General features: G+C 69.1%; 13 protein-coding genes. 4 read left to right on the plus strand and 9 right to left on the minus strand.

Features of this window, described 5'->3' with window-relative positions:
* Nucleotides 1-55: 55 nt before the first annotated feature.
* From rpoB to rplK, 5 genes are all read right to left on the minus strand, one after another.
* Nucleotides 56-4228 (minus strand): DNA-directed RNA polymerase subunit beta, encoded by a 4173-nt coding sequence (gene rpoB / locus OL599_RS00375; protein WP_264711602.1) that lies wholly within the window; start codon nt 4226-4228, stop codon nt 56-58.
* Nucleotides 4229-4460: 232 nt separating this feature from the next.
* Nucleotides 4461-4841 (minus strand): 50S ribosomal protein L7/L12, encoded by a 381-nt coding sequence (gene rplL / locus OL599_RS00380; protein ID WP_264711603.1) that lies wholly within the window; start codon nt 4839-4841, stop codon nt 4461-4463.
* A gap of 119 nt (nt 4842-4960) precedes the next feature.
* A complete protein-coding gene (gene rplJ, locus OL599_RS00385) occupies nt 4961-5479 on the minus strand; it encodes a 50S ribosomal protein L10 (protein ID WP_264711604.1) in 519 nt (172 codons plus the stop codon).
* A 353-nt stretch (nt 5480-5832) separates the two neighbouring features.
* Nucleotides 5833-6525 carry a 50S ribosomal protein L1 gene (rplA, locus tag OL599_RS00390; RefSeq protein ID WP_264711605.1) on the minus strand — a complete coding sequence of 231 codons (693 nt, stop codon included), beginning with the start codon at nt 6523-6525 and terminating at the stop codon, nt 5833-5835.
* Between the two features lie 5 nt (nt 6526-6530).
* Complete coding sequence (gene rplK, locus OL599_RS00395) at nt 6531-6965, minus strand: 50S ribosomal protein L11 (RefSeq protein WP_264711606.1); 435 nt, start codon at nt 6963-6965, stop codon at nt 6531-6533.
* Between the two features lie 210 nt (nt 6966-7175).
* Here rplK and OL599_RS00400 point away from each other — a divergent pair, with 210 nt between their 5' ends.
* Together OL599_RS00400 and eutC are read left to right on the plus strand one after the other, a co-directional pair.
* Nucleotides 7176-8549, plus strand: coding sequence for an ethanolamine ammonia-lyase subunit EutB (locus OL599_RS00400; protein ID WP_264711607.1), 1374 nt, complete (start codon nt 7176-7178; stop codon nt 8547-8549).
* Entirely contained in the window at nt 8549-9319 is a 771-nt protein-coding gene (gene eutC, locus OL599_RS00405) for an ethanolamine ammonia-lyase subunit EutC (RefSeq protein WP_264711608.1), read from the plus strand. Before OL599_RS00400 ends, eutC begins: the two co-directional genes overlap by 1 nt.
* Here eutC and OL599_RS00410 read toward each other — a convergent pair.
* Nucleotides 9286-9990 (minus strand): SH3 domain-containing protein, encoded by a 705-nt coding sequence (locus tag OL599_RS00410; protein WP_264711609.1) that lies wholly within the window; start codon nt 9988-9990, stop codon nt 9286-9288. The two genes, eutC and OL599_RS00410, sit on opposite strands and share 34 nt — an antisense overlap.
* A gap of 171 nt (nt 9991-10161) precedes the next feature.
* On the opposite strand from OL599_RS00410, the gene OL599_RS00415 reads away from it, so the two are divergent.
* The gene (locus OL599_RS00415) at nt 10162-10602 is read left to right on the plus strand and encodes a hypothetical protein (protein ID WP_264711610.1); all 441 of its coding nucleotides are present in this window, start codon (nt 10162-10164) and stop codon (nt 10600-10602) included.
* Nucleotides 10603-10740: 138 nt separating this feature from the next.
* Here the strand turns inward: OL599_RS00415 and OL599_RS00420 are convergent, their stop codons facing one another.
* From OL599_RS00420 to OL599_RS00430, 3 genes are all read right to left on the minus strand, one after another.
* The gene (locus tag OL599_RS00420) at nt 10741-11775 is read right to left on the minus strand and encodes an enoyl-CoA hydratase/isomerase family protein (protein ID WP_264711611.1); all 1035 of its coding nucleotides are present in this window, start codon (nt 11773-11775) and stop codon (nt 10741-10743) included.
* Nucleotides 11776-11838: 63 nt separating this feature from the next.
* The gene (locus OL599_RS00425; RefSeq protein ID WP_264711612.1) at nt 11839-12171 is read right to left on the minus strand and encodes a hypothetical protein; all 333 of its coding nucleotides are present in this window, start codon (nt 12169-12171) and stop codon (nt 11839-11841) included.
* A gap of 48 nt (nt 12172-12219) precedes the next feature.
* On the minus strand, nt 12220-12507 hold the full coding sequence (locus tag OL599_RS00430; RefSeq protein ID WP_264711613.1) for a DUF883 family protein: 288 nt from the start codon (nt 12505-12507) through the stop codon (nt 12220-12222).
* Between the two features lie 76 nt (nt 12508-12583).
* On the opposite strand from OL599_RS00430, the gene OL599_RS00435 reads away from it, so the two are divergent.
* On the plus strand, nt 12584-13705 hold the full coding sequence (locus OL599_RS00435) for an ABC transporter ATP-binding protein (protein WP_264711614.1): 1122 nt from the start codon (nt 12584-12586) through the stop codon (nt 13703-13705).
* The last annotated feature ends 8 nt before the right edge of the window (nt 13706-13713 follow it).

Consider the following 13713-nt stretch of genomic DNA (forward strand, 5'->3'; position numbering starts at 1 on the left):
CCCCGGCCGCCGGAAAAAGTAGGGAACGCTGTCGCGTCAGTTTCGGCCGCCCCGTTCAGGCCGCCCGCATATCGAGATCGACGTTCAGGCCCAAGGACTTCAGCTCCTTCACCAGCACGTTGAAGCTCTCGGGGATGCCGGCCTCGAAGGTGTCCTGCTCGCGCACGATCGCCTCGTAGACCTTGGTGCGGCCGGACACGTCGTCCGACTTCACTGTCAGCATCTCCTGCAGCGTGTAGGCGGCGCCGTAGGCTTCCAGGGCCCAGACCTCCATTTCGCCGAAGCGCTGTCCACCGAACTGCGCCTTGCCGCCCAGCGGCTGCTGCGTCACCAGGCTGTACGGGCCGATCGAGCGGGCATGGATCTTGTCGTCGACCAGGTGGTGCAGCTTCAGCATGTAGATGATGCCGACCGTCACCTTGCGCTCGAACGGCTCGCCCGTCCGCCCGTCGGTCAGCGTCACCTGGCCCGAGGTCGCCAGGCCCGCGCGGGTCAGCATGTCCTCGATATCCGCCATGCGGGCGCCGTCGAACACCGGGGTCGCGATGGGCACGCCCTTCTTGAGGTTGTCGCACAGCTCGGTCAGCTGGGCGTCGGACATGTTGGCGATCTGCTCGCCATAAACCGCGTCGCCGTAGACGCCCTTCAGCGTGTCCAGCAGCTCCTGGCGGGCATTGCCGGTGCGGCGGTACTCCTCCACCAGCTCGCCCACCTGCTTGCCGATGGACGCGCAGGCCCAGCCCAGATGCGTCTCCAGGATCTGGCCCACGTTCATGCGGCTGGGCACACCCAGCGGGTTCAGCACGAGGTCGACCGACGTGCCGTCCTCCAGGAACGGCATGTCCTCAACCGGCACCACGCGCGAGACCACGCCCTTGTTGCCGTGGCGGCCGGCCATCTTGTCGCCGGGCTGCAGCTTGCGCTTCACCGCGACGAAGACCTTGACCATCTTCATCACGCCGGGCGGCAGCTCGTCACCGCGCTGCAGCTTCTCCACCTTGCTGTCGAAGCGCGCCTGCAGCCGGTTGACGGCGGTGTCGAATTCCCGCTTCAGGATCTCGATTTCCGCCATCACGGCATCGTCCTGCACGCCGATATGGCGCCAGGCGCCACGCGGATGCTCGGCGAGGACTTCCTCGGTCAGCGCCGTGCCGGCCTTGATGCCCTTGAACCCGCCGGACGCCTTGCGGCCCAGCAGCTTCTCGCGCAGCCGGTTCAGGAACGACCGCTCCTGAATCGCCTTCTCGTCGTCGCGGTCCTTGGCCAGCCGCTCGATCTCGGCGCGCTCGATCGCCATGGCGCGCTCGTCCTTGTCCACGCCGCGGCGGCTGAACACGCGCACGTCCACGATCGTGCCGGTGACTCCCGGCGGCAGCTTCAGCGAGGTGTCGCGAACATCCGACGCTTTCTCGCCGAAAATGGCGCGCAGCAGCTTCTCTTCCGGCGTCATCGGGCTTTCGCCCTTCGGCGTGACCTTGCCGACCAGGATGTCGCCCGGGTTCACTTCGGCGCCGATATAGACGATGCCGGCCTCGTCGAGGTTCTTCAGCGCCTCCTCGCCCACGTTCGGAATGTCGCGGGTGATTTCCTCCTGGCCCAGCTTGGTGTCGCGGGCCATCACCTCGAATTCCTCGATGTGGATCGAGGTGAAGACGTCGTCGCGCGCAATGCGCTCCGAGATCAGGATGGAGTCCTCGAAGTTGTAGCCGTTCCAGGGCATGAACGCGACGAGCACGTTCCGCCCCAGCGCCAGCTCGCCCAGCTCGGTCGAGGGACCGTCGGCGATGATGTCGCCCTCGGCCACCCGGTCGCCCACGCGCACCAGCGGCCGCTGGTTGATGCAGGTCGACTGGTTGCTGCGCATGAACTTGCGCAGGCGGTAGATGTCCACGCCCTTGGTCGTGCCATCCTCGGCGGTCGCGCGCACCACGATGCGGGCGCCGTCGATCTGGTCGATCATGCCGGCGCGGCGCGCCACGATGGTGGCACCCGAGTCGCGCGCCACCGCGGCTTCCATGCCAGTGCCCACCAGCGGGGCATCGGCACGAATCAGCGGCACCGCCTGGCGCTGCATGTTGCTGCCCATCAGGGCGCGGTTGGCGTCGTCGTTCTCCAGGAACGGGATCAGCGCCGCCGCGACCGACACCAGCTGCTTCGGCGACACGTCGACCGCGGTCACGTCCTCGGGCTTCACCAGGCGGAAATCGCCCTGCCGGCGCACGGAGACCAATTCCTCGGTGAACCGCCCCCCCGCGTCCGTCGGCGCGTCGGCCTGGGCCACGACCAGCTTTTCCTCTTCCATGGCGGAGAGGTATTTCCAGCCGTCCTGCACCACGCCGTCCTTCACCAGGCGGTACGGCGTCTCGATGAAGCCGTACTTGTTCACCTTGGCGTAGGTGGCCAGCGAGTTGATCAGGCCGATATTCGGGCCTTCCGGCGTCTCGATCGGGCAGATGCGGCCGTAATGCGTCGGATGCACGTCGCGCACCTCGAAGCCGGCACGCTCGCGCGTCAGGCCACCCGGGCCAAGTGCGGACAGGCGGCGCTTATGCGTCACTTCCGACAGCGGGTTGGTCTGGTCCATGAACTGCGACAGCTGGCTGCTGCCGAAGAACTCGCGCACCGCCGCCGCCGCCGGCTTGGCGTTGATCAGGTCGTGCGGCATCACCGTGTCGATGTCCACGCTGCCCATGCGCTCGCGGATCGCCCGCTCCATGCGCAGCAGGCCGACGCGGTACTGGTTCTCCATCAGCTCGCCGACCGAACGCACGCGCCGGTTGCCGAGGTTGTCGATGTCGTCGATCGTGCCGCGGCCGTCCTTCAGCTCGCACATGATCTTGACGGTGCGCAGGATGTCCTCCTTGCGCAGCACCCGCACGCTGTCGTCGGTCTCCATGCCCAGGCGCATGTTCATCTTCACCCGGCCGACCGCCGACAGGTCGTAGCGGTCGCCGTCGAAGAACAGGCCGCGGAACAGCGCCTCGGCCGTCTCCGGCGTCGGCGGCTCGCCCGGGCGCATCACCCGATAGATGTCGATCAGCGCGTCGTCGCGGTTGCTGTTCTTGTCCACCACCAGCGTGTTGCGGATCCACGGGCCGTTGGACTGGTCCACGGCCAGCGTCGGCAGGCGGTCGATGCCGGCGTCCTCGAGGGCCGCCAGCCGCGCCTCGGCCAGTTCCTCGCCGGACTCGGCGAAGATCTCGCCGGTCTCGGGATTGACCAGGTCCTCGGCCACGAACCGGCCGAGCAGGTCGGCACGGCCGACCAGCACCACCTTCGTGACCTCGGCGATCTTGCGCACCGTGCGCGCGGTCAGCTTGGTCTCGGAGTCGGCGACCACCTCGCCGGTCTCGGCATCGACCAGCGGCTCCAGCAGCTTGATGCCGCGGAACGCATCGGGATCGAACGGACGCGCCCACCCCTTCGGCGTGCGCATGAACACCACCTGGCCGTAGAAGTAGGAGAGAATCTCCTCGTCATCCATGCCGCGGATCTCGCCGAGCTCCATCTGCTCGCCTTTGGCCTCGCGGGCGGCGCGCAGCTGCTCGGTGTACTGGCTCTCCAGCGCATAGAGCAGCGTCGTGACCGGCAGCTTCCGCTTGCGGTCGATGCGGACGTAGACGAGGTCCTTGCTGTCGAACTCGAAATCGAGCCACGAGCCGCGATAGGGGATGACGCGGGCGGCGAACAGGTACTTGCCGCTGCTGTGCGTCTTGCCCTTGTCGTGGTCGAAGAACACGCCCGGGCTGCGGTGCATCTGGCTGACGATGACGCGCTCGGTGCCGTTGATGATGAAGGTGCCGTTATCCGTCATCAGGGGCATGTCGCCCATGTAGACGGGCTGCTCCTTGATGTCGCGGATCGACCGGGCGCCGGTGTCCTCGTCCACGTCCCACACGATCAGCCGCAGGATCACCTTCAACGGCGCGGCGAAAGTCATGCCGCGCTGGATGCACTCCTCGACGTCGTATTTCGGCTCTTCGAGCTCGTAGTAGACGAACTCCAGGCGGCCGCGGCCGGCGAAATCGTCGATCGGAAAGACGGACTTGAACACTTCCTGCAGCCCGGCGTTGGTCCGGCTGTCATGCGGCGTGTTCATCTGCAGGAACGCCTCGTAGCTGGCGCGCTGCACGTCGATCAGGTTGGGCATCGGCGCCACTTCGGGAATGCGCCCGAAGCTCTTGCGGATCCGCTTCTGCCCGGTAAACGACCTGGTGATCGCGTTCATGCCTGTCCTGCTGCCCCGTAGTTTAAACCGTGGAACTGAAATCGCCGGGATCGCCGGCCGCCCGTGAGCGTCGGGCGATCGGATACCAAGCGGTCGTCCGGCCATCGTCCCCCAGGCCGCCGGGGTCTCCACACACGCTCCGGACCGCCGGAACGCATGCACGGGCGGAAACCGATCAGGTTTCCGCCCGGCACACTCTCAGGTCGCGGCGATAGCCTGCCGCGACAGTGGCTTACTTGACCTCGACAGTGGCGCCCTGATCTTCCAGCACCTTCTTGATCTTCGCAGCCTCTTCCTTGTTCACGCCTTCCTTCACCGTCTTGGGAGCGCCCTCGACCAGATCCTTGGCTTCCTTCAGCCCAAGGCCCGTGATCGTCCGGATCTCCTTGATGACGTTGATCTTCTTGTCGCCGGCGCCGGCCAGGATGACCGTGAACTCGGTCTGCTCCTCAACCGCGGCGGCAGGCGCTGCGCCAGCAGCCGGAGCCGCCGCCACTGCAACGGGAGCGGCGGCGGAGACGCCCCACTTCTCCTCGAGCAATTTCGACAGTTCGGCGGCTTCCAGCACGGTCAGGCTGGACAGCTCGTCCACAAGCTTCGACAAATCGGCCATCTTCGTATGTCCCTTAATCTAGATCCTGGTCGGTTCCATGCAAGCCCGCTGGCGCGAACCTGCTATCCGTTTGACGCAACAGCGCGCGGCTGTGTCAGTGTCCTGCCGGGGCAGGATACTCAGGCCGCCTCGTCCTTCTTGGCATAGGCTGCCAGAACCCGTGCGATCTGCCCGCCCGGCGCCTGCAGGATGCCGGCGATCCGCGTGGCCGGGGTCTGCAGCATCCCCAGCAGCTTCGCGCGCAGCTCCTCAAGCGACGGCAGCTCGGACAACGCCTTGATTCCAGACGCATCAAGCGCCTGGGCTCCAAGCGCCCCACCGAGCACCACGAACTTCTCGTTGGTCCTGGCGAACTCGACAGCCACCTTCGCCACCGCCACCGGATCCCTGGACCACGCAAGCGCGGTCGGGCCCTTCAGCAGGGGCTTGATGCCTTCGAATCGGGTCCCATCCAGGGCGAGGGTGGCCAGCCGGTTCTTCGCGACCTTGAAGCTCGCTCCAGCCGCCCGCATCCGGCGCCGCAGTTCCGTCACTTCAGCCACGGTCAGGCCCGCATTGCGGGTGACCACGACCATCGACGTTTCCGCGAACACCGACGCGAGGGAGGCGACGAACTCCCGCTTCTCCGTACGGTCCAAAACCCGTCTCCGTCGGTGGCCAATTGCGTATGGACCGCAATCGGCCGGGTTGCCCTATGGGCCCGCAAGGACGCCTTCCAGGCGCCCGGGCGGACCCGGTTCGCCTGTCCCCGGGCCGCACCGCGCGAACGCGGCGAGGTCCCGTCTAGCCGGAACCGCCAGGGTGACCGGGCATACGTGGCCCGAACGCCTTGGCATCCCCGTCTCCTGTGCGCGGGCCCGAAGGCCCCTTGGATCCCGCCACCCAGGGGATGGGCGGGATACGAACAGTCTCGGACAGGATCGGGGGCTCCCGCCCCCTGCCCGCCGGGCCCTGCGGCCCGGCGTATCTCGCTACCTGACGCCCTGAGGCTTCAGGAGTGAACGCTGGCCACGTCCACGCGCACGCCCGGCCCCATCGAGGAGCTGACCGCGACCTTCTGGACGTAGGTGCCCTTGGCGCCCGTCGGCTTCGCCTTCACGATCGCATCGGCGAAGGCCTTGGCGTTCTCGACCAGCTTCTCGGCCGGGAAGCTCGCCTTGCCGATGCCGGCGTGCACGATGCCGGCCTTCTCGGCGCGGAACTCCACCTGGCCGGCCTTGGCGGCGGTGATGGCGCCCTTGACGTCCATCGTCACCGTGCCCAGGCGCGGGTTCGGCATCAGGCCGCGGGGGCCCAGGATCTTACCCAGGCGCCCCACCAGGGCCATCATGTCGGGGGTGGCGATGCAGCGGTCGAACTGGATGTCGCCGGCCTGGATCTTCTCGGCCAGATCCTCCGCACCCACCACGTCGGCGCCGGCGGCCAGCGCCTCCTCGGCCTTGGCGCCGCGCGCGAACACGCCGACGCGCAGCGTCTTGCCGGTGCCGTTCGGCAGCCCCACCAGGCCACGCACCATCTGGTCGGCATGCCGCGGGTCGATGCCCAGGTTCATCGAGATCTCGACCGTCTCGTCGAACTTCGCCTTGGCGTTCGACTTCACCAGATCGATCGCTTCCTGGAGCGAATACGCCTTGGCGCGGTCGAAGGTCTTGTAGCCGGCGGCCAGTCGCTTGTTGTGTGCCACGGCGATCAGCCCTCCACCACGGTCAGGCCCATCGATCGGGCGGAACCGGTGAGCATGCTCACGGCGCCCTCGACATCGTTGGCGTTCATGTCCTTCATCTTGGCGGCCGCGATCTCGCGCAACTGGCTCGTGGTGACGCGCCCCACCGCCGCACCCTTGCCCGGGGTCGACGTCCCCTTCGGGATGCCTGCCGCCTTCTTCAGGAAATAGGTGTTCGGGGGCGTCTTGGTGATGAAGGTGAAGGTGCGGTCGGCATAGGCCGTGATCACCACCGGGATCGGCATGCCCGGCTCCATGTTCGCGGTGACCGCGTTGAATTCCTTCACGAACGCCATGATATTCAGGCCGCGCTGACCCAGCGCCGGGCCGACGGGCGGCGACGGGTTGGCCTTACCGGCCGGAATCTGCAGCTTGACGTAGCCGACGATTTTCTTCGCCATAATCCCTGGTCCTTGTTCCCCGATCGCGGGGGGTTGGAGACGGGACCGCGGTACAAGCGACCCGGCCCATCCCTTGCGTCGCTGCACATGGCATCGCGCCACATGCCATCCGGCAATAGGAGTGGGCCCGGAAATCTCCCGCGTTCCGGTTGAGCCGGCGCGTGTAGCCGAGGCACTGTCGCAAGTCCAGGACTTTTTGGGGTATCAGCCATGGCTTATCGGCATACGGTCAACGGCACAACCTACGTATTTCCGGACATGCGCACGCTGCTGGCGCGCGCAACGCCCCCCCGGTCCGGCGATTCCCTGGCCGGGGTGGCCGCCGCGTCGGCCAGCGAGCGGGTGGCGGCCCAGCTCGCTTTGGCCGATCTGCCGCTGACCGCGATCCTGAACCAGCCGGTCATCCCCTACGAACAGGACGACGTCACCCGCCTGATCCTGGACAGCCACGACCACGCCGCCTTCGCGCCGGTCGCGCACCTCACGGTCGGCGGCCTGCGCGACTGGCTGCTGGCCGAAGCCGACGGCGCGGCGCTCGCAGTACTGCGTCCCGGCATCACCCCCGAGATGGCGGCCGCGGTCAGCAAGATCATGCGGCTGCAGGATCTCGTCGCGGTCGCCGCGAAATGCCGGGTCACCACGGCGTTTCGCGACACGCTCGGCCTGCCCGGGCGCATGGCGGTGCGGCTGCAGCCGAACCACCCCGTGGACGACCCGCGCGGCGTCGCCGCTTCCACCCTCGACGGCCTGCTGCTGGGCGCCGGCGACGCGGTGATCGGCGTCAACCCGGCCACCGACAGCATCGAGGGCACCACCACCCTGCTGCGCATGCTCGACGAACTGCGCGCCCGCTACGACATCCCGACGCAGACCTGCGTGCTCGCCCATGTGACCACCAGCCTGCGCTGCATGGAGCGCGGCGCCCCCGTGGACCTGGTGTTCCAGTCGATCGGCGGCACCGAGGCGGTGAACCGCAGCTTCGGCGTCACCCTGCCGCTGCTGGCGGAAGCGCGGCAAGCGGCGCTGGCCCTCAAGCGCGGCACGGTGGGCGACAACGTCATGTATTTCGAGACCGGCCAGGGCAGCGCCCTGTCCGCCGACGCGCATCACGGCGTGGACCAGCAGACCATCGAGGCGCGCGCCTATGCCGTCGCCCGCGCCTTCGCCCCGCTGCTGGTGAACACGGTGGTCGGCTTCATCGGCCCCGAATACCTGTACGACGGCAAGCAGATCATCCGCGCCGGGCTGGAGGACCATTTCTGCGGCAAGCTGCTCGGCCTGCCGATGGGGGTGGATGTCTGCTACACCAACCACGCCGAGGCCGACCAGGACGACATGGACGCGCTGCTGACGCTGCTCGGCGTCGCCGGCGTCACCTATATCATGGGCGTCCCCGGGGCCGACGACGTGATGCTGTCCTACCAGAGCACCTCGTTCCACGACGCGCTGTATGTCCGCGGGGTGCTGGGCCTGCGCCCGGCGCCGGAGTTCGAAGCGTGGATGGAGCGCATGGGGCTGCACGGCACGGCGCCGCCCGAACGCATCCCCGCGCGCCTGTCCCCTGCCCTGGTGGGGCTGGACTGATGGCCGAGACCCTGGCGTTGTGGCGCGATCTGCGCCGCTTCACCCCGGCCCGCGTGGCGCTCGGCCGTGTCGGCAACGGCCAGCCGACCGCCGCCCATCTCGCCTTCCAGGCGGCGCATGCCGCCGCGCGAGACGCCGTGCACGCCGAGCTCGACCTCGACGCCCTGGCCGAAGCCCTGGCCGAAGCCGGCCTGCCGAGCCGCTGCGTGCGCAGCGCCTGCCCGGACCGGCACACCTACCTGCTGCGGCCCGATCTCGGCCGCCGGCTGCACGACGCCGACCGCGCGGCGCTGGCGGCGCAGCCCGCACCCGGAACCATCGCCTTCGTGGTCTGCGACGGGCTGTCCGCGACCGCCGCCCAGCGCCATGCCGCCCCATTGCTGGCCCGGCTGCTGCCGGCGCTCGGCCCCGGGCCGGTGGTGCTGGCGCGCCAGGGCCGGGTGGCGCTGGGCGACGACATCGGCGAGGCGATGGGGGCCGAGGCGGTGGCGGTGCTGATCGGCGAGCGGCCGGGCCTGTCCACGCCGGACAGCCTCGGCGTCTATCTGACCTGGCAGCCCCGCCGCGGCCGCAGCGATGCCGAACGCAACTGCATCTCCAACATCCGCCCCGAGGGCCTGCCGATCGCCAATGCCGCCGCAAAGCTCACGTGGCTGATCCGCGAGATGCGGCGGCTGCGCCTGACCGGCGTGGCGTTGAAGGACGAGCAGCCGATGCTGCCCCCCGGCGCTGCCGCTCAGGACAGATCGATATCCGTGGTCAGCACGTAGCCGACGCTGCTGCCCACCTCCACCTCGGCCCATTGCATCAGCATGCTCCAGACCAGCCGGCGCACCACCACGGGCATGCCCGCCTGCAGCGTGGCCATCACCGGCGCGGCCCGGTCGGGCTGCTGGAACACGGTGGCCCGGACGCTGCGCACGACGCCCATGCGGCGCATCGTGGCGGCCGGATCGGCCGCGGCGGCCGGCAGCGGCGGCACTGCGGGGGTGGTCTCGCCCAGCGGCACCAGATAGCTGATGGCGGCGGCGGCGATCACCGCCAGCAGAATCACGGTGGCCATCACCAACCGCGTCTGCGACGCGGTGCGGGACTTGAATACGGTCGTTCGCAGCGCGGCGACCTCGTATTGCAGCGCGTCGCGTTCCCGCTCGGCGCTGCGCCAGTTCGTCTCCATCAGCCGCAGGCTCTGCCGCAGGGCGGCGACTTCGCGCTCCAGCCGCTCGGCCTCGGCCGCGGCCCGCCGCAGCTGGCGTTGCGCCGGCCCGCGTGCCGCGGCGCCCGCCAGGAACATCTCCTTCAGATGGCCGCCGGTCAGGCCGAGCCGGCGGGCAAGCTGGCCCATGGCCCGCCCCGCATTCTCCGCCTCGCCGTCCTCGGAAACCACCATCGCCAGCCGGCTCGCCAGCCGCTCGAGGTCGTCCTCGCTCACATCCGCCAATTCGTGGCTCCTGGCCGGGTACGGCGTCAGAGCCGTCCCTTTACGAAGACCTTCCCGGTCACATCTTCAACATAGCCGACGCCACGTCGAGTGGTCCGATTATTCCGCTTCCGGGACGCGGCGCATGTGCGCAAGACTGCGATCAGATCGGAGTGATGACCTGTCATGTCCATGCCGCTGCCCCTGCGTGCCCTGTTCGGCTTCATCGCTGCCGCGTTCGCGGTGTTGATCTTCCACCAGGGGATGTGGGCGCTGCTCCATGCCCTCGATCTGCCGGGACTGCAGATGCCCCGGGCCTATCCCATGGGCGGGGTTGCGCCGTTCGGCGTGCCGCGTGTGCTCAACCTGTGCTTCTGGGGCGGGCTTTACGGCATCGTCTTCGGGATCGCCGCCCCCTGGCTGAAGGGGCCGATGTGGCTGAACGGCCTCGCCCTCGGGATCATCGCCTCCCTCGTCGGCATGTTCGTGGTCGCCGTCATCAAGGGCAACCCGATCGGCGGCGGATGGGTGCTGACCAACTGGGTGCGCGGGTTCCTGATCAATGGAGCCTGGGGCATCGGCGTCGGCATCATCTTCCCGCTGCTGGTGCCGCGGTCCCTGGCGCGCGCCTGACCCGCCTGGCCCATACCAGCGGCCATGAAGAATGGCCGCTGGTATGAGTCGTTATTTTGCGCGCCGCCGCCCACCAACCCGGCGCGCGATACCAACGGCGCTTGACGATGGAAGGGTCATCGTCAAGGACCGTTGGTATCAGGCGAACATCGCCGCGATCGCCGCCGGATCCACGTCCTCGATCCGCGACGGGCTCCAGCGCGGCTGGCGGTCCTTTTCCACCACCATCGCTCGCACCCCCTCCGCGAAGTCGGGATGGGCGGTGACATGGCGGGTCAGCGCCAGTTCCGCGGACAGGCAGTCGCGCAGCGAGCACGCCGCGCCACGGCGGATCGCCTCGAACGACCACAGCACCGCTGAGGGCGACACGCTGCGCAGGGCGGCCAGCGTCTCCCGCGCCCAGTCGGTGCCCTCCGCCTCCAGCCGGGCGATGATCCCCGCCACGCTGTCGGCGCCGAAGCAGCGGTCGATCGCCGGGCGCTGTGCGGCCAGCGAGAACGGCGGCAGCGTCTGGGCATGCGCCGCCACGGCCGCAACGCCGTCGGCGGCGACGTCGGCGGCGAGGGTCGCGATCGCCGGTTTCGGAACGAAATGGGTGGCGATGCCGGCATGGACCGCATCCGCCCCGTGCAGCCGCGCGCCGGTCAACCCGAGATACATGCCGATGGCCCCGGGCAATCGCGGCAGCATGAAGGTCGCCCCCACGTCCGGGAACATGGCGATCGCGGTCTCCGGCATGGCGAACAGCCCGGCCTCGGAGGTGACGCGCATCTGCCCGTGCACGGACACGCCGATGCCGCCACCCATGCAGATGCCGTCGATAACCGCGACATAGGGTTTCGGGTACTCGTCGATCAGGGCGTTGAGGGCATATTCCTCGGCGAAGAACGCCTCGATCGCCGCGCGCTCGCCGGCCAGCGCAAGGGTGCGGATGGCACGGATATCGCCGCCGGCGCAAAAGGCGCGGCCACCAGCACCCTCGATCACGACGGCGTGCACCGCCGGGTCGTCGCGCCACGCGGCCAGCGCCGCGGTCATGGCGCGGATCATGGCGGTGTCCAGCGCGTTCAGCGCCTTCGGCCGATTGAGCAGGATGTGGCCGATCCGGCCATTGCGCGTTGCGACCACGCTTTGATCAACGCCAGCCATGTCGGTCGTCTGAATCTCGGTCATGCGCGCGGGGTCCCGTCTCGTGTCGGGGCCGTCATACAGGCTGTCGGCGGTTCGGGCGAGACGTCAGCGCCGGCGCAGCAGGTTGGTGAGCGTGGTCACCAGCCCGGCCAGCACTACCTGCTGGCGCAGGCCGCGCCATGCCGACTCGCGCAACAACGCCGCCTCCCGTTCGGCAGGGCCGGGGTGATCGCGAGCGGCCAGAAGCGCGAGCAGGGCCGCGATCAGCAGGTCGGCGGCCGCCAGGATCAGGGTGGCCTGCACCAGGCCGAGTTGCGACGCGAGGGCCAGCACGATCGCCACATGCACCATCGCCAAAGCCGCCGCGGCGAACATCAGGCACGCGCCAGCCACGACCGCGCGGTATCCCATGCGCCGCGCCAGCAGGCGCAGCCTCAAGACTTCCGCCTCGGCCGCGGCCCGGGCCAACCCCATCGTGCGCATCGGTCAGCGCATCAGACGGCCGATCAGGAACCCCACGCCGGCGGCAACCGCCAAGGCGGTGATGGGCTGCCGCCGCACCGTGCTGGCCAGCGTATCCACCTGGTCACGCGCGATCACCTTGCCGTGCCGCAGCGCATCCTCCGCATACTCGACCGCTTCGGTGACCTTGGCTCCCGCGGTTCCCTTCAGCAGCTTCTCCACCTGATCACGAAGCTGTTGCAACTGGGTGCGGATATCGGGCTCGGCCCCGATCTTCGTGTCGCCGACATTCGAGTCGGTAGAGGCGGCCATGGCAGTTACTCCCGTGTTGCGGAAACCTGCACTCCCAGCCCAAATGGCGATCCTGCACGCCTTCGCAAGGATGACCATGCCTGCCCTGCCAGCCGCGCCCCTCGTCCGATTCCGGAACGTCCGCAAGAGCTATGACGGGCTCGCGCCGGCGGTGCGCGACCTGTCGCTGGACGTGGCCGCGGGTGAGTTCCTGACCCTGCTCGGCCCCTCCGGCGCCGGCAAGACCACCACCTTGATGATGCTGGCGGGGTTCGAGCGCCCGGATTCCGGCGACATCCTGCTGGAAGGGCGCCCGATCGCCCGCACGCCGCCGCAACGGCGCGGCATCGGCGTGGTGTTCCAGAGCTACGCGCTGCTGCCGCACATGACCGTGGCGCAGAACATCGCCTTCCCGCTGCAACTGCGCCGCGTCCCGCGTGCCGAGCAGGCCGACCGGGTGGCCCGGGCGCTGGACATGGTGCGCCTGACCGGGTTGGGCGAGCGCATGCCTGCCCAGCTCTCCGGTGGCCAGCAGCAGCGCGTGGCGCTGGCCCGTGCCCTGGTGTTTGCCCCGCGCCTGGTCCTGCTGGACGAGCCGCTGGGCGCGCTGGACCGGCGGCTGCGCGAGGAGATGCAGCTGGAGATCCGCCACCTGCACAAACAGCTGGGCGTCACCATGATCCACGTGACGCATGACCAGGCGGAGGCGCTGACCCTGTCCGACCGCATCGCCGTATTCGCCGCCGGCGCCCTGCGCCAGCTGGGCACCCCGGAGGCACTCTACGACAGCCCGGTCGACGCATTCGTCGCCCGCTTCGTGGGCGAGAACAACCGCCTGCCCGGGCATGTCGAGGCGGTCGAGGACGATATCGCCCGAGTGCGGCTGGCCTGCGGGCCGGTGGTGGAGGCCCGCCTGGCCGACGCCCAGGAGGGCCGGCGCTGTGTCGTCTCGGTGCGGCCCGAGCGGGTGGCGGTGGCCGCGGTTCCAGCCGAGGACATGGGCGACGGCGCCCTGCCGGCGACGCTGCTGGAGGCGATCTACCAGGGCGACCATATCCGGCTGCGGCTGCAGGTCGGCCTGCCGGGTTCCGCCCCCGCCGAGGTGGTGGTGAAGCGCCCGGCAGGGGTGCCGATGGCCGGGCTGGTGCCCGGCGAGGCCGCCGCGATCGCCTGGCAGCCTTACCACGCCCGCGCCTTCCAGCCTGAGGTGGGCGCATGACCCGGCAC

Origin of the sequence: Limobrevibacterium gyesilva (genome assembly GCF_025989185.1) — a bacterium.
Classification (GTDB): domain Bacteria; phylum Pseudomonadota; class Alphaproteobacteria; order Acetobacterales; family Acetobacteraceae; genus Limobrevibacterium; species Limobrevibacterium gyesilva.